The following is a 21397-nucleotide window of genomic DNA, read 5'->3' as shown; positions in this document are numbered from 1 at the left end:
TCCTCTCTAAATAGATCCCCATTGAAATGACCCGCCATAACAGTAACTTCATGACGGGCAATTCCGGGAACTTGGCTGCCTGCATCTTTTTACAGCGGGATCTGGAGCTTCTTTTTTCATTTGTTATACCTGTAAAATGTATTGATTTAATATCGCTTTTAACCGCTCCTGTCTCCCTGATTCGTTTTTAATTGGCTGATTGTTTAGCGCATATTGCTCAAGTGTCTTAAAATCAGCTCTTCCTTCTGTAATTTCAAGACCAATCCCTTCAGTAAAGCTGCGGTAACGGTGTTGAATCACATCTTCAAACACACGATCTTCGATTAATTTGTGGGCGGCTTTCAACCCTCTTGCAAATGTATCCATCCCTGCAACATGAGCATAAAGTAAATCATCAGGCTCAAAAGAAGATCTCCTGACCTTTGCGTCAAAGTTTAATCCTCCGCTTCCAAGACCGCCATTTTGCAGAATTTCGTACATTGCTAATGTCGCAGAATATAAATCTGTCGGAAATTCATCTGTGTCCCAGCCTAAAAGCGGATCACCCTGATTCGCGTCAACAGAGCCAAGAAGGCCATGCACTCTCGCCATGCGTAATTCATGTTCGAATGTATGCCCGGCTAATGTGGCATGATTGGCTTCGAGATTTAATTTAAAATGATTGTCTAAGCCATATTGCTTTAAAAAGGCAATGGTTGTTGAGGCGTCCGTATCATATTGATGGGTGGTCGGCTCTTTTGGTTTTGGTTCAATCAAAAACTGCCCTGTATACCCGATTTCCTTCGCATAATCCACTGCCATATGCATAAATCTGGCCATATTATCAAGCTCAAATTTTAAATCGGTATTTAACAAAGTTTCGTACCCTTCACGTCCGCCCCAAAATACATAGTTCTCGGCGCCAAGCTCTTTTGCTGTTTCTAATCCTTTTTTTACTTGGGCTGCGGCATACGCAAATACATCTGCGTTACAAGAAGTCGCCGCACCATGGACGAAACGGGGATTCGTAAACATATTTGCAGTATTCCATAATAACTTAACGCCGCTGGTTCTCATGTAGTCTTTTATCATGTCCACGATTATATCCAGATTTTGATTTGTCTCTTTTAACGTACTTCCTTCCGGTGCGATATCCCGGTCATGAAAAGCAAAAAATGGCGCATCCAGTTTTTCAAACAGCTCAAACGCCGCATCTACCCTCGCTCTCGCCAGATCCATGCCTTTATAGTGATCCCACGGTCTCTGCATCGTAGCTGCGCCAAAAATGTCTGTGCCGTCAGCGGTAAATGTATGCCAATAGGCAATAGAAAATCGCAAATGCTCTTTCATCGTTTTTCCGCCAATTACTTCTTGAGAATTATAGTATTTAAATGCTAAAGGATTCGTGGATTCTTTCCCTTCGTAAATCACTTTGTTTGCGCTTTCAAAATAGTTGACTGAACCGGAATGAGAGTGAGCCATGTGTGATTTCCCCCTTAAAAATAAATTCTAAACATGATCATTCAAATACAGATGCTTTTATGTCATGTTGCACATTAGTTTGTTGCCCAAACAAACTAACTTATTTTCATCTTATATAACCTCATCAGTATTTTCAATATTTTTTTTAGTTTTTTACGAACACATTAGATATAATAAAGGTTGGATTCGCTATGTACTGCGTTTTGCACGATAACACAGAACGTTCAACTTAATTTAAAGATTATACAAATGGAGTGGATGAAGTGGATATCGCTGATCAAGCCTTTGTCAAGAAAGTTAACCAAAAGTTATTACTAAATGAAATACTTAAGAATTCTCCTATTTCAAGAGCAAAATTATCCGAAATGACCGGATTAAATAAATCAACTGTTTCGTCACAGGTAAACACATTAATGAAAGAAAACCTCGTATTTGAAATAGGTCAGGGACAATCAAGCGGCGGCAGAAGACCCGTCATGCTTGTTTTTAATAAAAAAGCGGGATACTCCGTAGGAATAGATGTTGGCGTGGATTATGTTAATGGCATTTTAACAGATCTTGAAGGGACGATCGTCCTTGATCAACACCATCATTTGGAATGCAATTCCCCAGAAATCACTAAAGATATTTTAATTGAGATGATTCATCTCTTTATTGCAAATATGCCGCAATCTCCATACGGTCTTATTGGTATAGGGATATGCGCGCCCGGGCTGATTGACAAAAATCAAAAAATTGTTTTCGCTCCGAACTCCAACTGGAGAGATATTGACTTAAAATCTTTCATTCAAGAAAAGTTCAATGTGCCCGTTTTTATTGAAAATGAGGCAAATGCCGGCGCATATGGAGAAAAAGTATTTGGTGCTGCAAAAAATCACGATAACATTATTTATGCAAGTATCGGTACAGGGATAGGGATCGGCGTTATGATCAACAATCATTTATATAGAGGGGTTGGCGGATTCTCTGGAGAAATGGGACATATGACAATAGACTTTAAGGGTCCTAAATGCAGCTGCGGAAACCGAGGCTGCTGGGAATTGTATGCTTCAGAGAAGGCTTTAGTAACATCTCTTCAGACGAAAGAGAAAAAAGTGTCCAGCCAAGATATCATAGACCTCGCCCATCTGAATGATGTTGCAACTTTACAGGCATTACAGAATTTTGGTTTCTATTTAGGAATAGGCCTGACCAATATTTTAAATACATTTAATCCGCAAGCCATCATTTTAAGAAACAGCATCATTGAATCGCATCCTATGGTTTTACATTCAATTAAAAGTGAAGTGTCATCCAGGGTTTATTCCCAACTAGACAATAGCTATGAATTATTACCATCTATCTTAGGAAAAAATGCCCCTGCTCTAGGAATGTCCTCCATTGTTATTGATCATTTTCTCGACATGGTTCATAACTGAAATGTACATACTTCTATGTTTTACGCTCATCTTTAAAGATGGGTTTTTTTATTCTAGGCGTATTTCTGAATCAATACTGACATAGGCACTTTCTAATATGAAAAAGGAGTTCTAAAATAGAAATCTCCTTTTTCATGTGCTAATTATTTTTCTTTATAACGAAAATATTTGAAGTCGGCCGAAATATGATGACCGCTCGTATCTTGGCATTGCATCCCTACAAAAGCTCCTGTAAAGAATCCCCCGCCGCGGATGTAATCATCTGATAATTTTTTCGATTCCAATGCAATGTCGATTTTGTGCCAATCTTCTTTGTTAAATGAATACAAATAATAATATTTTTCGTTTTCAATATTCACTTTTAAATAGACATACTTGACTTCACGAGGAATCACAATTTTATTTTTTAATGGCTGTGAAAAAGAAAAGTTATCACATATCGTTAATTCAAGAATACGGCCAAGTTCTTCATCATACGTGACTTGAAGAGCCGTCCAGTTCTCTGTATTGTAATAGTTCACCAAACCAGCGGCTTGCTGAAAATTTTCCGGATAAAACGCAACAGCCGTTTCCGCTTCAAAATGGAAACTTTGCCATCGTCTGGCTACAAATGCCTGAGTAAATGTCGAAGTTAAGGATTCATGGCCGTATAATCGTAAATGATTTGGCACTTGAGTTAATGATCCTAATTTCTCCGTAAACGGAATTCTTAACGTTTGAAAATTAATATTTAATGTTGCATCCTCAAATTCATCAACTTCCGGATAGGTGTCTTCAAACATTGTTTCTGGTATAGAAGGCGCATCCACTTTCAAGCTCCCTTCTTTTCCGCCTTCTACATAAGGCCAGCCATCTTTCCAATAGAGCTTTTGAATAGCTGTTTCTCTGCCCAGAGGACAATATCCTCTCTGCTGAAAAATTGAATCATCGTCCGGATGAATGGGACGTCCCGTTAAATGAGCTAAAAACCACTCGCCTGTATGTGTTTGTACAATGGATGCATGTCCGCATTTTTGCAGCGGATTTTCCGGCGCATGCCATGACGTTAAGATAGGATTATCAGGATGAACTTCATATGGACCCTCAATATTTGCAGAACGGGCAATTGTAGCAGCGTGTTCGAACCGTGTTCCTCCTTCTGCGGTTAATAAATAATAATAGTTCCCGATACGGTAAAGGTGCGGCGCTTCTGTCAGCTTTCTTTCGGTTCCTTTAAAAATCACTTTCGGTTTACCGATTAGTTTTTGCTCCTTATCAGAATATTCCTGCATGACAATGCCTCCAAAGGAGTGCCGATCAATACGCTGATCCCATAACATATTTAATAAATATTTTTTCCCATCCGTATCATGGAACAAAGAAGCATCAAATCCCGAGCTGTTTAATGTAATCGGCTCCCCCCACTCACCATTAATCGTGTCACAAGTCACTAAATAATTGTGGCAATCTTTCCAGGCGCCATCTACGACCTTAACATCCGTATAGATCAGCCAAAACTTTTCGTCACTGTAACTTAAACATGGCGCCCAGACCCCGCCTGAATTAGGATTTCCTTTCATGTCTAATTGCGATACTCTCTGTAATGGATGTGCAACCAACTGCCAATTGACTAAATCTTTTGAGTGGTGTATCTGGACTCCCGGAAACCACTCAAATGTAGATACAGCGATATAATAATCCTCTCCAACCCTGCAAATACTCGGATCGGGGTTGAATCCTTTAAGTACTGGATTGATAATCTTCATTTTGAACTCCTCCTCAGCTATTTTCTGTTGACTCATCATGTTTTAAGCTTTGAAATCGTCAATATGATCCAAATAAACTTTGTCTCTATTCTCTAATTCTCGAACCATGCTTTTATATTTTTTCTCATCTAAGTTATAGAAATTAATATCAATCATAGCCAGAACCAGTAAGAACACGGGAATAATGGTTGTTGTAATTAAAATTCCCGTCAATGCCGCCGGGGTTTGTGCCTGATTTGCCACATATCCAAACTGATCAAGAACCAGACCCGGTACAACCCCTCCCAAGGCCATGCCGAATTTAAAGAAAAATCCGATAATAGCGTATATGAGACCGCCCATTCTTTTCCCGGTCTTATACTCTCCATATTCTATTGTTTCAGGAATAAGCGCCCACATATATCCCCCGGCAGTGAGACTTCCGGCAGCGGCCAGTAATCGAAAGGAAAGTATGAGGAATACATTACTTGCCGGAACGAAAAGTAATGCTAAGAGACCGATCATATTCAGTAATAATGCATAATTTAGTAATTTCTTCTTCCCTAATAATTGATGAAGCTTTGGAATAAACGGTAAAATGACCAAAGCAGGCAAACTTCCCAACAAACCGTACCACTTCACTAAATCCGCTCTTTCTAAATTATACGTTACGTAATAGATGCCAACCGAATTACTGATTGAATTCACTCCAAAAATAATAATAAAGAAAATACTTAATACAACTAGAGGCCGATTAACACGAAACTGCTCAAATATATCCGAAAATTTAATTTTTTCTTCGGATTTTTGAAGCGTGACACGCTCTTTTGTGCTTTTAAAACAAAAGATTAAAAGGCACCCGCCTATAACTCCCATAATACCCATGGTTAGCTGCCAGCCAAGAGATTCGCTGCCGGAAGTATCGCTTAAATAAGCAGCCAGTAAGGGAACAAAAAATGCAACGACAAGTCCCCCAAGATTCGCAAATAACATACGGACAGACGTTATACTAACAACTTCTTGATTATTTCTGGTCATTGCAGATGTTAACGCGCCATATGGCACGTTTATCATGGTGTATGTAAGCGATAAGCCGACATAGGTGATATAGGCATATATTAATTTCCCCATATCCGAAAAATCCGGGGTTGTAAAACAGAGTATTGCCAATATGACAAAGGGAAAAGCTCCGAATAAAAGATACGGTCTGAAGCGGCCAAACCTGCTATTTGTTCTGTCAACTATTGTTCCGATAAAAGGATCAGCGAGAGCGTCGATGATTCTAACCACTAAAAACATCGTACCGGCTGTTGCTGCCGATAAACCAAAAACATCTGTATAAAAGAACAAAAGATACGTAGACACTGTTGCATAAATTAAATTACAAGCAAAATCTCCAGACGCATATCCAACTTTTTCAACCATGCTGATCTTCTTTACATTTTCACTGAGCATGATTTCTCCCCTTTTCGATCCTTTACATAAGGAACATGATGAATGGTATAACATTTTCTTTAAAATTATCGGCCAGTGAGCGGCATATAAAAGCGCTTTCAAAAAATGACAGCGGTTTACTTTCACAGAGCATTTTCATCATCCAAATGGTGATCAGATAGCAGTGAACAGGATAAAAGCTTGGCTTTCGCTTTTTATATACCTCCAATTAAATCGAGCCTCTTATCCCCCTCCCATTTAAGACCTTTACATGATGGACAATTAAAGTGGTTTTATTAGTTTGTTGATCGAACAAACTAACTTGATTTCATATTATAAAATCTTTTCTGCTTTTTCAACTCTTTTTTCAGAGAATTTAAAACCGACCAAAGGACATACCATGTTGTAATTGCCGACTGCTTCGACAGACGTTAAGTAAAAACCCCCTGTGTCACCTGACTGACTTATTAAATGATAAGCACTTCCATCATCTTGTGTTTAGAAAAACGTATTAAGAAACATGCACTAGAAAAAATGCGAATCATATATAAGTCATATCCCGTTTAATTGGTTGAGGAGGATATGATGAAACCTATGCTGCCTTTTGAAAAGTATTTCGGTGATTTAGAACTGGTTTATGCATTTTATGGAGCTATGCCTACCGGTGTTACGGTTTCGGAAACTGGTCGTATTTTCATTTGTTTTCCGAAATGGGGAGACGATGTTAAATTTACGGTGGCGGAGATAATTGGGGATAAATTGCAGCCTTATCCTGATTTACAAACCAATTTGGTTAACCCTGAGAATATCAAAATGACTTTCATCAGTGTTCAAAGTGTAGTTACTGATGGAAGAGGAACGCTTTGGGTACTAGATACAGCGGCACCCAATTTTTCTGAACCAATTAAAGGCGGGGCAAAATTAGTCGCTGTTGATTTAAAAACCAATACAATCAGAAGAGTTTATACCTTTACAGAAGATGTTGTTCTTCCAACAACTTACCTGAATGATGTCCGATTTGATTTTCGTGTTGGAACTGCAGGTTATGCCTATATAACGGATTCTTCTTCCAAAGGACCAGGAGCTATTATCGTCGTTGATTTAGAAACCGGAAACGCATTTAGACGGTTAAATGGAGCAAATCCAACTTCACCGGATTCCTCTTTTATACCGAAAATAGAAGGCAAAATTTTGATGAATCGTAACAGAGATGGTTCAACTTCCCCGTTTAGGCTGGCATCCGACGGTATTGCGATCTCTCCTGACGGAAAGGTATTATTTTTTTGTCCACTGACCAGCCGTCATCTGTTCTCAATCTCAACAGAAGCCCTGAGAGATAGAAATATACCGGACATGGATTTACTTTATCATGTGGCGTATTGGGGAGAAAAAGGCGCGTCTGATGGAATGATTACAGATGCAAAAGGAGCCATTTATGCCGGAGATTATGAGAACAATAGTATTCGAAAGATGCTGCCGAATGGCACAATGGAAACCATCGCACATGATCCGAGAATTTTATGGCCGGATACTTTTTCGATTGGTCCGGATGAATACTTATATGTCATCGTGAACCAATTACATCGGCAGGCTAGATTTCATTATGGAAAGGACTTACGACAGAAACCTTATAGTTTACTTCGTATCAAAATTGATGAAGCTCCTGCTTTTTGAAAATAAAAATGGCCGGTTCATTTAGCCTTCATCCTAAACCGAATAAGGGATTACAATAAATACGTGTCCTCAATTATGGAGTTAGATTCATAACTTCAATTTTTTTGGTCATATTTTGGTCAAGGACCAAAAATATTGTTCTTTTAATCTTATGACCAAAATTTAAAAATCCCCTGACACCAATAGTGCCAAGGGATTGAGAGATTAATACTGAGACATATACTGTTCGCGCTCCCACGGATGAACCTGTGTGCGGAACATATCCCATTCGATTTCTTTTGCTTCGATGAAGTGTTCGAACAGGTGCTCGCCGAGCGCTGCAACCATGACTTCGTTTGATTTGAATTCGTCGAGAGCTTCTGCCAGTGTCGCCGGAAGGTCTACGATGCCGTTTTCCATGCGCTCTTCTTTGCTCATGACGTAGATGTTGCGGTCAATCGGAGCCGGTGCTTCAAGTTTATTTTTGATTCCATCAAGGCCTGCTGCAAGCAATACGCTTAACGCCAGGTACGGGTTTGCCGCCGGGTCTACGCTGCGGACTTCAACACGCGTGCTGATGCCGCGGGAAGCCGGGATACGGATCAGCGGGCTTCTGTTTTGCGCGCTCCATGCCACGTAGCAAGGTGCTTCATAGCCCGGAACAAGGCGTTTGTAAGAGTTCACTGTCGGGTTTGTGACAGCCGTAAAGCTTGTCGCGTGTTTTACGATACCGGCAATGAAATGTTTTGCTGTTTCACTCAGCTGAAGATCAGCGTCTTTATCAAAGAATGCGTTAACGCTATCTTTAAAGAGTGATAGGTTGCAGTGCATACCGGAACCGTTTACGCCGAACAGCGGTTTTGGCATGAATGTCGCATGCAGACCGTGTTTGCGGGCGATCGTTTTGACAACCAATTTGAAAGTTTGGATGTCGTCACAAGAACGGATGGCACCGGCATATTTAAAATCGATTTCGTGCTGTCCCGGAGCAACTTCATGGTGAGATGCTTCGATTTCAAAGCCCATTTCTTCAAGCTCAAGCACGATATCGCGGCGGCAGTTTTCTCCCAAGTCAGTCGGAGCCAGGTCGAAGTATCCGCCTTTATCGTTCAATTCAAGCGTCGGTTCGCCTTTTTCATCTAATTTAAACAGGAAGAATTCAGGCTCAGGTCCAAGATTGAAATCGCTGAAACCGAGTTCTTTCATTTCTTTCAGAATCCGTTTGAGGTTGTTACGCGGGTCACCTTCGAACGGCGTGCCGTCCGGATTGTAAATGTCACAGATGAAGCGTGCTACTTTACCTTTTTCAGCCGTCCATGGGAAGATTACAAATGTGTTCAGATCAGGATATAAGTACATATCAGACTCTTCGATACGGACGAAACCTTCGATGGAAGAACCGTCGAACATGCATTTATTATCAAGTGCTTTTTCAAGCTGGCTCACAGGAATTTCCACGTTTTTAATCGTTCCGAGAATGTCTGTGAATTGAAGGCGGATATACTTTACGTTTTCCTCATTTACTAATTTTACGATGTCTTCTCTTGTGTACTTTGCCATTTCGTAAAACTCCTCCTCTAAAAGGTAAATGTATATAGCAAAACAGTTGCTAACGGATTAATGAAAGAATCGGGACATGTCACCTTGGCGGAAAGTATTTCCCCGTTGGAAACGGCCTGCCTGCATCAGTTCGTTTTTCAGAAGCTTTCTGAGTTCGTCATCAGACAGATCGTGCTTCATCGGTTTGGCGGTTTTTTCGGATTTTTCTTCCGGTTCGGCAGATGCCTTATCCAGAATTTGTTTGATCCCCGCCATATTGACGCCTTGTTCAATCAGATTTTTGATTTCTAACAGTTTATCTACATCATGGAATGAAAATAATCGTCTATTTCCTTCGCTTCTCGCTGGAAATATCAATCCATTTTCCTCATAATATCGAATTTGCCGGGCAGAAAGTTCTGTTAACTGCATGACAATCCCAATTGGAAATAAAGGCATTGAGCGGCGAATGTTATCACTCATCTCAATTTCCTCCTTTTCTTATCTTAGTCTCATTATAGGTGATGTTATATTTTGTGTCAACACAATGTAAGGAATCTTAACATCGAATTCTTTGAAAATTGCAAACGGCCTAGATCAGCTCTTTTTCCATTAAAGCATTTACGGCGCTGCAAATCGCATTTTTCACGTGCGCGTAGGTTAATCCTCCTTGGACATACGCGACATAAGGCGGTCTGATAGGTCCATCTGCTGATAATTCAATGCTTGCTCCCTGTACGAAAGTGCCCGCTGCCATAATGACATCGTCTTCATATCCCGGCATATAGCTCGGATAAGGCGTCACATGCGCATTAATCGGTGAAGCATATTGTATCGCCTGGCAAAAAGCGATCATCTTATCAGGGTCCTGAAACTCAACTGATTGAATCAGATCCGTTCTCGGCGCATTCCATGCAGGGTTTGACGTAAAGCCGAGCTTTTCAAGAAAACGGGCGGTAAATACCGCTCCCTTCAAGCTTTGCGCCACTACATGCGGAGCGAGAAAGAAACCTTGATACATTTCCTGCAGTGAATAAAGCGAAGCCCCGGCTTCACTTCCGATTCCCGGGGAGGTCATCCGGTAAGAGCAGGCTTCAATCCACTTGGCTTTCCCTACAAGGTAGCCGCCCGTTTTAGCAAGGCCGCCGCCCGGGTTTTTAATCAGGGAGCCGGCCATAAGATCCGCTCCGACGTGGCAGGGTTCCCGCTCTTCTGCAAATTCTCCGTAGCAATTGTCCACAAAAACAATGACATCTTCTTTGATTTCCTTTACGAAACGAATCATCTCTTCAATTTCATTTATTCTGAAAGACGGACGATTCGCATATCCTTTTGAACGCTGGATGCCGATCACTTTTGTATTCGGCCGGATTGCAGCCCGGACCGCTTCAAAGTCAACTCTGCCTTCTGATGTTAAATCGACTGCATTGTATCCGATTTGAAATTCCTTCAGCGAGCCTGAATACTCCCCGCCTCTTACTCCGACGATTTCCTCGAGTGTATCGTAAGGCTTGCCTGTTATATAAAGCAATTCGTCCCCGGGTCTCAGCACACCGAAGAGCGCGATTGAAATCGCATGCGTTCCGGAAATGATTTGCGGCCGCACGAGTCCCGCCTCTCCTCCGAACACATCAGCATAGATCTTCTCCAGTGTATCTCGTCCGATATCATCATAACCGTATCCGGTTGAAGGCGTAAAATGCGTATCGCTTACTTTATGTTTTCTGTAGCTTTGCAGGACTCTCCATTCATTCCGTTCACTGATTTCTTCTATTCTTTTATGAACGGCGGAGATTTCCGCTTCTGTTTCTTCGGCGGTTTTTTGTAAAAGAGCGCCGTGGGTCAGTGTGTCAAACATGTTGTGTATACCTTCCTTACATGAATTTCTTCAGTTCTCCGAGTATGCTTTGTTCTTCCTGTACATAACCTGAGACTTCGTAGCGTTCATTTTCTTCATTAAAATAAAGGCTGTCGATCATGGTCTCTGATTTGATGCGCGACATCAATTTGCCTTCGGCGGCAGGCACATGAACTTCATACGGCGTCATCAGCTCCCGTCGCAAATAAGCTTCGATTTCCGCTTTTAGTTTTGCTTCATCCCCGGCGATTCTGGCGCTGATCATGATGTGGCCTTCTCCCGCTGTCGGGATGAAGTCAGGAAGTGTCTCATCACGTTTGTTATAAGCGGTCAGCACCGGAATATCATCTGCCTCAAGCTCTTTTAACAGACCGAGGACCGTCTGTTCATGTCCGGCATAATCTTCATTGGATGAATCAATGACATGAATGATCAAGTCTGCTTCCTTCACTTCCTCAAGCGTTGAGCGGAAAGCGGCAATCAGCGTCGTCGGCAGATCCTGAATGAAGCCGACCGTATCAGACAAAAGGACACTGTAGCCGCTTGGGAGCGCCATCTTTCTCGTCATCGGATCAAGTGTTGCAAACAGCAGGTCTTCTTCATAGCTGTCTGAGCTCGTTAATTGATTGAACCATGTTGATTTTCCGGCATTGGTATACCCGACGAGTGCAGCCTGAAGCACGCCGTTCTTTTTTCGTCTCTCCCGATAACGGCTTCTGTGGCGGATAACCGTTGAAAGCTGCACATTAATTTCGTGTATGCGGTTTCTAATGTGGCGCCGGTCTGTTTCAAGCTTTGTCTCACCGGGCCCTCTCGTCCCGATTCCGCCGCCTTGTCTTGAGAGATTGATTCCTTGTCCGCTCAGACGCGGCAGCGCGTATTGAAGCTGGGCCAATTCGATCTGAAGCTTTCCTTCTCTCGTCTTCGCCCTTTTTGCGAAAATATCCAAAATAAGCTGCGTGCGGTCGATGATCTTCGCTTCAATTGCAGTGGCGAGTGATTTAAGCTGGCTCGGTGACAGTTCATCATTAAAAATGACCAGATCCGTTTCAAGCTCTTCACACAGCGCCTTCAGCTCGTCTACTTTCCCCTTGCCTATATATGTAGCGGCATCCGCTCTGTTCCGTTTTTGCGTAATCCGGGTCAGCACCGTTCCGTCAGCCGTTTTTGTCAATGAAGCAAGCTCTTCCATGGAATGTTCAAAGTGCTCATCTGTCATGTGCGGAAGCTGGCAGCCGACCAAAATGACCGTTTCTTTTTTTCCTTCCTGTTCGTTCAAATGGATGTTCCTTTCTGTGTCGTATTGGGCAGTAGTACTATCATACCAAACCCGCAGGGCGTATACCACACATCCGGCGGGTTTTAAAGAGAGAAATAAAAAAGAGACCCCTCAAACCGGCTAAAGAGGTCTATTCGTGAGCTGCCGCCTCATCTTTTATAAGTAAATCCTGGCTCTTGATCGTCATTAAATCGTTTTTTAAGTATTGGTCTCCCATTAAAAGTCTCATGGCCTGGGCGCGGATCGATTTTTCAATCACGTTTCTGACGAAGCGCCCGTTGCTGAATTTAATGGGGCTTGTCGTGCTTTTCACTGTCATTAAGTAATCTTTTAACTTCCACTCGGCTTCCTGGCTTAATTGATACTCACGCTCTGCTATCATGCGCTTTGCGATGTCCATCAGCTGAGTGACAGAGTAATCCGGAAAGTCGATGCTGATAGGGAAACGCGATTGCAGGCCGGGATTTAATGACAGGAAATGTGTCATTTCTCTCGAGTACCCTGCCAGGATCAGAATAAATTCATGCTGTTTGTCTTCCATATGCTTGACAAGCGTATCAATCGCCTCTTTACCGAAATCCTTTTCTCCGCCCCTTGCAAGTGAGTATGCCTCATCAATGAATAAAATGCCGCCGAGCGATTTTTTAATCAGATCTCTCGTTTTTTGCGCCGTGTGTCCGATGTATTCACCGACCAGATCGGCACGTTCCGCTTCGATCAGATGTCCTTTGGAAAGCACGTTCATTTCGAAGAAAAGCTTGCCGATCAGTCTCGCGACGGTGGTTTTCCCGGTGCCGGGGTTCCCTTTGAACATCATATGAAGAGCTTGTTTTCCGACTTTCAGCCCTTGTTCGGCCCGTTTTTGGTTGACGAATATCCACGCGTAAATTTCTTTAATGTTGCGTTTCATTTCTTCCATACCCACTAATGTGTTCATTTCTTTTTCAATTTCTTTCAGAATGCTGTGTTTGGCTTCATTTTTTTGCAGGGCGGCCTGATATTCCGCCTCAGCTTCTGCATTTGTCAGCACTTGCTTTTGGCCGTTAAGAATGATGTTAATTTGTCCGTTATTTTTATAGGTTACAGCGCGCTCCAACATGCTCACCTCTCTGTTCTCTCTTTATCTTACTCATGATGAAGCGGTTCCGTGACATCCGCCTATCATCATGAGACCCGTTTTCCTTTTTATCTGTCACTTTTTCCGTTCTCTTCGGGAATAATGTTGAATCCTGCGCTTTCCCGAGAAATATTTTTCATTTCTTATTGTATTCAACAGAAACGGGAGGACAAACCATTTATTTTTATTTTCCGGGAAATGTTGGGTGTGTTTCTCATTTTTTTCATGAATGACAGCCGTACAAGCACCTTTTGAATATCATCATATGCTGTAATGAGGTGATGGAGAATGGTTAAAATTTTTATAGACCCCGGTCATGGCGGAACTGATTCAGGTGCAACCGGAAACGGACTTCAAGAAAAAGCGGTCACGCTGGAGATCGCGCTGGCTTTGCGCACGATTCTGACGAATGAGTATGAAGGAGTTTCTGTCACGATGAGCAGGACAAGCGATAAGACGGTCAGCCTGACGGAAAGAACGGATGCCGCCAACAGCTGGGGCGCAGATTATTTTTTATCCATTCATATTAACTCAGGAGGCGGAACCGGATTCGAAAGCTATATTTACCCCGGTGTCGGAGCGCCGACCTCGACTTACCAATCAGCCGTCCACACGCAAGTGATTCAAGCATCAGGTTTTAATGACCGAGGAAAAAAAACAGCCAACTTCCATGTGCTGCGGGAGACAAGTATGCCGGCGATTTTGACGGAGAATGGTTTTGTTGATACGTCAGCTGATGCAAACAAACTGAAAACAGCCAGTTTTATTGAAAGCCTTGCAAGAGGACATGCCAAGGGCTTGGAGCAAGCTTTCGGTCTAAAAAAAAAGGCTGACTTATATAAAGTGCAAATCGGCGCATTCAAAGTGAAAGCAAATGCTGATGCGCTTGCCGCCGATGCGGAGTCTAAAGGTTTTGACGCGATTGTGCTTCCAAAAGGCGGCTTATTTAAAGTGCAGATCGGCGCATTCTCTTCCAGAGATTATGCTGAAGCGTTGGCCGCGCGGGCCGAAAAAGCCGGATTTGATGCCTTCATTGTGCAAGACTAAATGAAAAAACCCCTGCTCTCCCTTTTTTGGGACGAACAGGGGTTTTTTGTTATTGAAGTATATCGGCGACAAACTGAGACCAAGCTTCAAGACGCTGATACACATATTCCTCTTTCAGTTCGCTCAGTTTCATCCAGCGCCCGGCGATTTGATCTTTTTCTATCACTTCGACTTGTGCCGCAGACGCTAACTGCAGCGCAGAAAGGATGCCGATATGCACCTTCCCTACATCGTTTTCATCATCATTGATCAGGCCGAGTGTGACAATGTTTTGTTTGTCCTCCTCGCGAATGTACAGTTCTTCCGCCAGCTCCCGGTCGGTGTTCTGTTTCAGCACTTCCGAAAATGAAGCCGCCCCTTCCATAGGGTTCATGTGTCCGCCGAAGCCGAGAGAAAGCTTATTATGGAGGCGTGATTCCCCTCCGCCCGCGAGCCGTTCATACACAAACACCTCATCATCGCGGCGGATGACGACATACGGAATCGGCTGTTTAAATCGCGGGTCCTCTTCCGCGTCGCCTCTTCTGATTTCAAAAAAATGCGCCTCAATTTGAGCCATAATTTTTACGATACGTTCATCCTCGCTGTTGACTCCCTGAAATGTCAGCATTTCGTTTTGAAAGACGTCACTCCGCGGTGCAGCCAAGATGATTTCATCCATTTTATTCATGCCCGTTCCTCCTGTCTTACCTCTCCACTCAAGCCAAAAGAGCAGATATTATATCTGCTCTTCATCTTGGCCAAAATAAAAATCTTCGTCCTTAATCGGTTCTACCGTCGCCTTTTTGTAGCCGTTCCCTTTCATGGAGAAGAAATCATGTGATTTTGTTTTGGTGTTTAATCCGTTTAATACGATCGGATTAATATCCTCTTCTTCAAAGTAAGGATCGAACCCTAAGTTCATCAAAGCTTTATTGGCGTTATAGCGGATGAATTTCTTTACATCGTGTGAGAGTCCCACTTGATCGTACAAGTCCTCTGTATATTCAAGCTCATTTTCATATAACTGATTCAGAAGGTCAATCGCAAATTCACGAAGCTCTGCTTTTTTCTCTTCTGTCTGTTTATTATAAATTTCCTGAGCAAGGAGACCGACATACACGCCGTGAATCGCTTCGTCCCGAAGGATCAGGTTAATGATCTCACCGCTTTGCATCAGTTTTCCTTGTCCGTAGAAATATAACGGATAATAGAAACCGCTGTAGAAAAGGAAGCTTTCCAGATAGACGGAAGCAACCATCGCTTTGAACAGTGAAATTTCATCATCTTTTTGAATGGCTTTGTAAAGCCCGACAATCATTTGCGCTTTTTTCTGCAAATATTTATTTTGTTTAACCCATTCAAATACTTCATTAATCGTTTCAGTCGGAGCAAGCGTCATAAAAATATTTGAATATGATTTTGCGTGCACCGCGTTTTCCATCATCGCCATGAAATTAAGAACCGCTTTTCGCTGATGGCCTTCGACGTGCTCGGCCACAATCGGCATGCCCGTGTTCCCCTGCTCTGTATCAAGCAGTGTCAGGCCGGCGAGCACCTTCATGTACGTATCCTGCTCATTTTTACCCAAGTACTTCCAAGTGAGAAGATCGCCGTTTAATGCGATCTCTTCCGGAAGCCAAAACTGCTTTACATTTTGGTTGTAAAACATTTGGGTGAAATCATCTTCATGCTTTGACCAGTTTGCTGCGTCATAAATTTTTGTCACTGTAAACTCTCCTTTAATCAAACGACACAAGAAAGACAGCTGTCCTGCCCGGTATCTTTCGTTCTTGCATAGTAAATGGTTTTGATGCCTCTATGGTGGGCATACAGATCAATACGATTCAGATCACGAGTTGTCATCGTATCTTTCAAAAACAGGGTAAAGCTGATTCCCTGATCGATATGCTGCTGGATTGTCGCGATCATATCCACCACTTTGAACATGTCCATATCATAAGCTTCTTTGTAGAAGAACCAGTTATTAGACGCTAACCCCGGCATCGGGTAATACGTTTTTGAATTTCCGTATGTTCTTTCTTCGATCCGTTCCATGATCGGCATAACGGACGCCGTGCTGGATTGGACGTAGGAAATGGAGCCTGTCGGCGCGATGCACAGTCTGTAGCTGTGGTACATGCCGTTTTCAGCGACAAACGCCTTCAGCTCTTTCCAGTCTTCGATTGTCGGAATGTGCATGCCTTCAAAGAGCGCAGCGATTTTTTCGTATGCTGGTGAGAACTCTTTTTCGATGTATTTATTGAAATATTCTCCCGTTGCATAAGTGGAGCCTTCATAATGCTCAAACGTTTCGCCTTTTTCTTTCGCAAGCTCAGCTGAACGCTGGATGGAATAAAAGTTCACCATCATAAAGAACGTATTCGCGAAATCTCTTGCTTCCGGGCTTTCATACGCGATGCCGTTTTGGGCCAGGTAGCCGTGAAGGTTCATGGCGCCTAAACCGATGGACTTCATCGCTTTGTTCGCGCGTCTGACTGCCGGCGCGTTGCGGATATCCGTCGTCTCAGATACATGAGTCAGGGAATCCGTCGCGAGTTTCACCGTGCGCTCAATCGATTTATGTTTCATGACATTCAGTATATTTAATGAACCAAGGTTGCAGGAAATGTCCAAGCCGATTTCGTCTTCCTCGTCATAATCTGTGTAAGCCGAAACCTGTGACGCCTGAAGCACTTCAGAGCAAAGGTTCGAGAATTTCACTTTTGATACGTGGTTATTCGCGTGCTCTTTGTTTACGTTATCCTGGAACATAATGTACGGATAACCTGACTCAGAACGGAGAACGGCAAGCTTTTCAAGCAGTTTGCGCGCATTCACTTTTTCTTTTTTGACACGCGGGTTGTCGACAAGCTCCTCATACATCGCCGTCATGTCCATTTCGTCCATATGCTGGCCGTATTCTTTATAAATCGTATGCGGATAGAATACATAAGCCGCTTTATCCTCACGTGCAAGCTCAACGAACTTATCCGGAATGACGACACCGATAGAAAGCGTTTTGACGCGCACATCTTCATCCGCAGAAATCTTTTTCGTATCGAGAAAATCATTGATATCGCGGTGGAAAATATTTAAATACGCCGCGCCTGAGCCTTGTCTTTGGCCCATTTGGTCAGCGTAACGGAACGCATTATCAAGAAGCTTCATGACGCCTACAACACCTTTTGTGGCGTTTTCAACATCTTTAATCGCTTCACCTTTCGCGCGAAGCTTGGACAGATTAAGAGAAACCCCGCCGCCCAATTTAGACAGCTGCATGGAAATATCGATCGCCCGTGAAATATCGTTTAAGGAATCGTTGACTTCGAGCAAGAAGCAGCTCACCAGTTCTCCGCGGCGTTTTCTGCCGGCATTCAAAAACGTCGGTGTACTCGGCTGATATTCCTGATTGATCATCAGATTCACATATTCTTTTGCTTTCTCAGTGTCGCCGTTTGCGAAGAACAGCGCAACGATTGAGATTCGGTCCTCATAACGCTCGAGGATTCTTTTCTTGTCATTCGTTTTCAAAGCATAGTCATTATAGAATTTAAACGCACTCATGAAGGAAGGAAAACGAAACTTCTTTGCGTAAGCTGTCTTAAACACTTCTTTAATGTCTTCAAAAGAGTAAAGGCTTAAGAATTCCTCTTCGTAGTATTGGTTTTCAATCAAATAATCCAGCTTCTCTTTTAAATCGTGAAAGTAAACTGTGTTTTGATTGATATAGTCAACAAAATAGCTATGTACAGCCTCTTTATCTTTATCAAACTGGAATTTTCCATCTTGTTGGATCATGATTTCGTTATTTAACTGGATCCATTTTGGCACTTGATTTTGTGACAACTCTTTCTACCTCCTGAGTAAACAATTCAACGTCTTTAGATGTGCCGCTGAGTTCAAATTTGTGCAAGATCGGCACCTGATATTGTCTTGAAATGGTATCGGCGCTTTTTGCAAAGTTATCGCCCCATACTTTGTTGCCGCTCGCAGCGACTCCTAATAAGAGATGGGCGTATTTTTCGAGAAATGATTGTGTTGATGCCGGTACCTGGCCGAAGTTTGTCGTGTAGGTGACCAAAACAAACGGAGTGTCCACGTGGTCCGTTTCGTCCACCTTGCGGATCAGCTGGAAGTCTGTTTTATTCACAAAACGCTGAACATTCCCTGTCTTTGAATCAAATATGATTTGAACCATCCTTATCACGACCTATCAAAAATAATGAATCTCTTAACACTATATATAGTATACTAACCTCTCAGAAAAACACAACATATTGAGATCGATTTATAAAAAATTCATATTTTTGAAAGAGCGGACTTTGGCTCTGGCCCGATTAACGCCCAAAAAAGAGAGCAGAACGAGAATCATCTCTCATCCTACTCAAGGTGTCATGTGTAAGCCGATGTCTATCATAACATGAAAAAAAACTGCTTAGTAGTCTAGACTTTTATTCTTATTTTTTGTAAGAATCACATTTTTTTTCGCTTTCAACGGTTTCTTCAATCTCCACATCAGCACCGATTTCTTTCAGTACGGCTTTCAGAGCGCTTGTGATGGAAGCCTCTCTGATCAGTTCTTTGCCGTCAACGATGATGCTGGTTCCATATTCATAGCAGGAATCATCTTCACAAGTTTCTTCCCAATGGTTGATTATCACCTTGTGTTTCAATCGTCTCACCCTCTGCATGATCAATGTCAGTACTTAGTGTAGCTTGTGTTGCCCGCTTTGTAAATTCGAACGCTTGTGAAATTTATTCAAGCTCATCCAGCGCCGTTTCTTTTTTCAGTTCAATTTTATTCGTTTTTTCATCATAGCGGTATATTTTTAAGTAACCGTCCTCAACGATGCCGAAACGATTATGTTCCAGCTGCACCATGCCTTCTGTCTGCGGTTCGGTATCCGTTGAACCGCCGTCATCATCCGTCACCACCGTCTCATGATTGCTGCAAGCTCCAAACAGCAAAAAAACAGCGATCCAAACGAGCGTAATCCTGATTCTTCTCAGTTCATTTTCACTTTCGAACACGATTTTCCGAACCCCCTTTTATGTTTCCGATATACAGCCTGCAATATACAGATGCGCATAGAAAAAGACCATTGTTCATGGTCTTTTTCAAAAAGTCTATTCAAGCTCAAGCTGGACGTTTTTTTGCGGGGCGAACGTGGAGATGGCATGTTTATAAATAAGCTGCTGCTTCCCCTCCGTTTCGAGCAAAACGGTAAAGTTGTCAAAGCCTTTTACCTGGCCGCGAAGCTGGAAGCCGTTGAGTAAAAACACCGTGACGAACGTATTGTCTTTTCGGATTTGATTCAAAAACTGATCTTGAATATTAATCGGTTTCATGTTTCGTCCTCCTTGGTTCTCAATACAATACTGTTTCGATTAAATTTCCAGTTTTCCTGCTATGCACTCGAAAATTTCCTTTTTTTTCTGCTCAATATCAACAGGCGGCGTCATATCTGTCCATGAAACGGGCATTTTATTGCGAAACCAGGTCAGCTGGCGTTTCGCATATCGCCTTGAATTTTGTTTTAATTGCTCCACAGCCTGAGGGAGCGGCACTTTTCCATCAAGATATTCATACAGCTCTTTATAACCGATCGCCTGAATCGATTGGCTGTCCCGGATATTCATATCATACAGCCGCTTTACTTCGTCAAGAAGGCCGGTTTCCAGCATCAGGTCAACGCGCTCATTAATCCGGCCGTACAGCACTTCTCTGTCCATTGTAAGACCGATAAGAACCGCATTGTAAAGCAGCTCCCGTTTTTGGGTTTTAAGATGCTCTGACATTGTTTTTCCCGATACATGCAGAATTTCGAGCGCGCGGATGACTCTTCGCGTATTGTTTTGATGAATGGCTGCCGCCGCTTCCGGGTCGGCTGCCGCAAGCTTGGCATGAAGCGCTTCCGCCCCTTCTTCAGCCGCCAGTTTCTCCATGCGCTCCCGGAATACAGGGTCGCCGGAGTTTTCCGTGAACGTATAGTCATACAGCACGGACTGAATGTACAGACCCGTTCCCCCGACAATCATCGGCAGCTTTCCTCTATCGGCAATCTCGGTGATTTTTCCCCTTACCATTTTCTGATAATCCGCCGTTGAAAAAGTGTCGGACGGCTCCAAAATATCAATCAGGTGATGCGGCACGCCTTCTGTCTCTTCTTCGGTGACTTTGGCCGTTCCGATGTCCATCCCTTTATATACCTGCATGGAATCTCCGCTGATGATTTCCGCATTCAGCATTTTCGCGAGTCCGATGCTTAGTTTTGTTTTTCCGACTGCCGTCGGTCCGACAAGTATGACGACAGGCTGTTTTTTATTTTTCAATATGTATCACTCTCTTTTATAAATCTCCCCCTAATTATAGCATTCATTTCTTCAGGCACCTATCCATTTTGCCCTTTTTCCTGAGCGCTAAACGTCCACTACCACCCGATCGGCTCGTTTCCGACAACCTCTCTCGTTTTTCCTTTGAGTGTATGGCGGTGCGTTTTCCGTCCTTCCTCCCGCGGATCGTAAACGACGCCGCCGTGCTGGATCTGAATCGGCTCATTGTAGGCGGCAAAGGTGGTCTCTGAAAGCTCATGGTAATGTGTTCCGTCAACCCTCGGGATGGCAGGGCCGGAAATGCCGTAATACCTATGAAAATGGCCGTTTTCAAACGAGGTGATGCCCGTATAGAAATGTGTATGCTCATCTGTATTGCTGCCGTTCTCCGGCTGCGAAAAGCCTTCAATCAAATGGTAATGCCCCTGCACTACATCCGTAACCGCCCGGTATGCGTGTGTGTGCGGAGGTTTTTTTGACCAATCGGACTGATACAGGCCCACAAAAGCTCACTCCTTTATTTTTTTGATAAACGCCCAATCAAAAATTGGT

The 21397-nt window shown here is 43.0% G+C and carries 20 protein-coding genes; 3 read left to right on the top strand and 17 right to left on the bottom strand.

Translation table 11 applies throughout. The annotated features are described in order from the left end of the window. Positions 1-123: 123 nt before the first annotated feature. Positions 124-1461 carry a xylose isomerase gene (xylA, locus tag SB847_RS04455; protein WP_410577367.1) on the bottom strand — a complete coding sequence of 446 codons (1338 nt, stop codon included), beginning with the start codon at positions 1459-1461 and terminating at the stop codon, positions 124-126. A 263-nt stretch (positions 1462-1724) separates the two neighbouring features. Here xylA and xylR point away from each other — a divergent pair, with 263 nt between their 5' ends. Further along, the gene (gene xylR / locus SB847_RS04450) at positions 1725-2879 is read left to right on the top strand and encodes a transcriptional repressor XylR (RefSeq protein WP_410577366.1); all 1155 of its coding nucleotides are present in this window, start codon (positions 1725-1727) and stop codon (positions 2877-2879) included. Between the two features lie 143 nt (positions 2880-3022). On the opposite strand, the gene xynB is transcribed toward xylR, so the two are convergent. Both xynB and SB847_RS04440 read right to left on the bottom strand, forming a co-directional pair. Then, positions 3023-4624, bottom strand: coding sequence for a xylan 1,4-beta-xylosidase (gene xynB, locus SB847_RS04445; protein WP_410577364.1), 1602 nt, complete (start codon positions 4622-4624; stop codon positions 3023-3025). A gap of 42 nt (positions 4625-4666) precedes the next feature. Then, positions 4667-6058, bottom strand: a complete 1392-nt coding sequence (locus SB847_RS04440; protein WP_410577362.1) for an MFS transporter — start codon at positions 6056-6058, stop codon at positions 4667-4669. A 564-nt stretch (positions 6059-6622) separates the two neighbouring features. Between SB847_RS04440 and SB847_RS04435 the strand changes: the two genes are divergently transcribed. After that, complete coding sequence (locus tag SB847_RS04435) at positions 6623-7711, top strand: L-dopachrome tautomerase-related protein (protein ID WP_410577360.1); 1089 nt, start codon at positions 6623-6625, stop codon at positions 7709-7711. A gap of 204 nt (positions 7712-7915) precedes the next feature. On the opposite strand, the gene glnA is transcribed toward SB847_RS04435, so the two are convergent. The 5 genes from glnA to spoVK all read right to left on the bottom strand — a co-directional run bounded on the left by glnA (position 7916) and on the right by spoVK (position 13465). Then, positions 7916-9250: a type I glutamate--ammonia ligase gene (gene glnA, locus SB847_RS04430; protein ID WP_007410365.1), complete on the bottom strand. Its 1335-nt coding sequence runs from the start codon at positions 9248-9250 to the stop codon at positions 7916-7918. Between the two features lie 57 nt (positions 9251-9307). Continuing rightward, positions 9308-9712 carry a transcriptional repressor GlnR gene (gene glnR, locus SB847_RS04425; RefSeq protein WP_007611631.1) on the bottom strand — a complete coding sequence of 135 codons (405 nt, stop codon included), beginning with the start codon at positions 9710-9712 and terminating at the stop codon, positions 9308-9310. A gap of 109 nt (positions 9713-9821) precedes the next feature. Continuing rightward, entirely contained in the window at positions 9822-11087 is a 1266-nt protein-coding gene (locus tag SB847_RS04420; protein ID WP_007410367.1) for a methionine gamma-lyase family protein, read from the bottom strand. A 16-nt stretch (positions 11088-11103) separates the two neighbouring features. Beyond that, on the bottom strand, positions 11104-12366 hold the full coding sequence (gene hflX, locus SB847_RS04415) for a GTPase HflX (protein WP_410562127.1): 1263 nt from the start codon (positions 12364-12366) through the stop codon (positions 11104-11106). 130 nt (positions 12367-12496) lie between these two features. Next, positions 12497-13465: a stage V sporulation protein K gene (spoVK, locus tag SB847_RS04410; RefSeq protein WP_015417523.1), complete on the bottom strand. Its 969-nt coding sequence runs from the start codon at positions 13463-13465 to the stop codon at positions 12497-12499. Between the two features lie 306 nt (positions 13466-13771). Between spoVK and SB847_RS04405 the strand changes: the two genes are divergently transcribed. Beyond that, on the top strand, positions 13772-14530 hold the full coding sequence (locus tag SB847_RS04405) for an N-acetylmuramoyl-L-alanine amidase (protein WP_020955856.1): 759 nt from the start codon (positions 13772-13774) through the stop codon (positions 14528-14530). A 49-nt stretch (positions 14531-14579) separates the two neighbouring features. Here the strand turns inward: SB847_RS04405 and SB847_RS04400 are convergent, their stop codons facing one another. The 9 genes from SB847_RS04400 to SB847_RS04360 all read right to left on the bottom strand — a co-directional run bounded on the left by SB847_RS04400 (position 14580) and on the right by SB847_RS04360 (position 21348). Further along, a complete protein-coding gene (locus tag SB847_RS04400; RefSeq protein ID WP_410562131.1) occupies positions 14580-15200 on the bottom strand; it encodes a hypothetical protein in 621 nt (206 codons plus the stop codon). A gap of 48 nt (positions 15201-15248) precedes the next feature. Beyond that, on the bottom strand, positions 15249-16238 hold the full coding sequence (gene nrdF / locus SB847_RS04395) for a class 1b ribonucleoside-diphosphate reductase subunit beta (RefSeq protein WP_012117608.1): 990 nt from the start codon (positions 16236-16238) through the stop codon (positions 15249-15251). Between the two features lie 17 nt (positions 16239-16255). Then, positions 16256-18358 (bottom strand): class 1b ribonucleoside-diphosphate reductase subunit alpha, encoded by a 2103-nt coding sequence (nrdE, locus tag SB847_RS04390; protein ID WP_007611605.1) that lies wholly within the window; start codon positions 18356-18358, stop codon positions 16256-16258. Beyond that, on the bottom strand, positions 18318-18710 hold the full coding sequence (gene nrdI / locus SB847_RS04385) for a class Ib ribonucleoside-diphosphate reductase assembly flavoprotein NrdI (protein ID WP_003154061.1): 393 nt from the start codon (positions 18708-18710) through the stop codon (positions 18318-18320). Before nrdI ends, nrdE begins: the two co-directional genes overlap by 41 nt. Before the next feature lie 259 nt (positions 18711-18969). Further along, positions 18970-19185: a hypothetical protein gene (locus tag SB847_RS04380; RefSeq protein WP_003154062.1), complete on the bottom strand. Its 216-nt coding sequence runs from the start codon at positions 19183-19185 to the stop codon at positions 18970-18972. A gap of 82 nt (positions 19186-19267) precedes the next feature. Then, a complete protein-coding gene (locus SB847_RS04375) occupies positions 19268-19543 on the bottom strand; it encodes a YmzC family protein (RefSeq protein WP_007611597.1) in 276 nt (91 codons plus the stop codon). Positions 19544-19639: 96 nt separating this feature from the next. Beyond that, positions 19640-19861 carry an RNA chaperone Hfq gene (gene hfq, locus SB847_RS04370; protein WP_003154064.1) on the bottom strand — a complete coding sequence of 74 codons (222 nt, stop codon included), beginning with the start codon at positions 19859-19861 and terminating at the stop codon, positions 19640-19642. Between the two features lie 39 nt (positions 19862-19900). Then, positions 19901-20845 (bottom strand): tRNA (adenosine(37)-N6)-dimethylallyltransferase MiaA, encoded by a 945-nt coding sequence (gene miaA / locus SB847_RS04365; RefSeq protein WP_007410375.1) that lies wholly within the window; start codon positions 20843-20845, stop codon positions 19901-19903. Positions 20846-20943: 98 nt separating this feature from the next. Next, positions 20944-21348 (bottom strand): YmaF family protein, encoded by a 405-nt coding sequence (locus SB847_RS04360; protein WP_014417831.1) that lies wholly within the window; start codon positions 21346-21348, stop codon positions 20944-20946. Positions 21349-21397: the final 49 nt, after the last annotated feature.

The organism is Bacillus sp. SIMBA_026 (assembly GCF_046535335.1).
GTDB lineage: Bacteria > Bacillota > Bacilli > Bacillales > Bacillaceae > Bacillus > Bacillus velezensis.
Note: the sequence above shows the minus strand (reverse complement) of the source record. Positions and strands in the feature narration are given on the sequence as shown.

What these genes read in the sequence shown, in the direction of transcription:
- xylA (WP_410577367.1), bottom strand. Translation starts at nt 1,461, where the DNA reads ATGGCTCACTCTCATTCCGGTTCAGTCAACTATTTTGAAAGCGCAAAC.
- xynB (WP_410577364.1), bottom strand. Translation starts at nt 4,624, where the DNA reads ATGAAGATTATCAATCCAGTACTTAAAGGATTCAACCCCGATCCGAGT.
- SB847_RS04440 (WP_410577362.1), bottom strand. Translation starts at nt 6,058, where the DNA reads ATGCTCAGTGAAAATGTAAAGAAGATCAGCATGGTTGAAAAAGTTGGA.
- SB847_RS04435 (WP_410577360.1), top strand. Translation starts at nt 6,623, where the DNA reads ATGAAACCTATGCTGCCTTTTGAAAAGTATTTCGGTGATTTAGAACTG.
- glnA (WP_007410365.1), bottom strand. Translation starts at nt 9,250, where the DNA reads ATGGCAAAGTACACAAGAGAAGACATCGTAAAATTAGTAAATGAGGAA.
- glnR (WP_007611631.1), bottom strand. Translation starts at nt 9,712, where the DNA reads ATGAGTGATAACATTCGCCGCTCAATGCCTTTATTTCCAATTGGGATT.
- SB847_RS04420 (WP_007410367.1), bottom strand. Translation starts at nt 11,087, where the DNA reads ATGTTTGACACACTGACCCACGGCGCTCTTTTACAAAAAACCGCCGAA.
- spoVK (WP_015417523.1), bottom strand. Translation starts at nt 13,465, where the DNA reads ATGTTGGAGCGCGCTGTAACCTATAAAAATAACGGACAAATTAACATC.
- SB847_RS04405 (WP_020955856.1), top strand. Translation starts at nt 13,772, where the DNA reads ATGGTTAAAATTTTTATAGACCCCGGTCATGGCGGAACTGATTCAGGT.
- SB847_RS04400 (WP_410562131.1), bottom strand. Translation starts at nt 15,200, where the DNA reads ATGAATAAAATGGATGAAATCATCTTGGCTGCACCGCGGAGTGACGTC.
- nrdI (WP_003154061.1), bottom strand. Translation starts at nt 18,710, where the DNA reads ATGGTTCAAATCATATTTGATTCAAAGACAGGGAATGTTCAGCGTTTT.
- hfq (WP_003154064.1), bottom strand. Translation starts at nt 19,861, where the DNA reads ATGAAACCGATTAATATTCAAGATCAGTTTTTGAATCAAATCCGAAAA.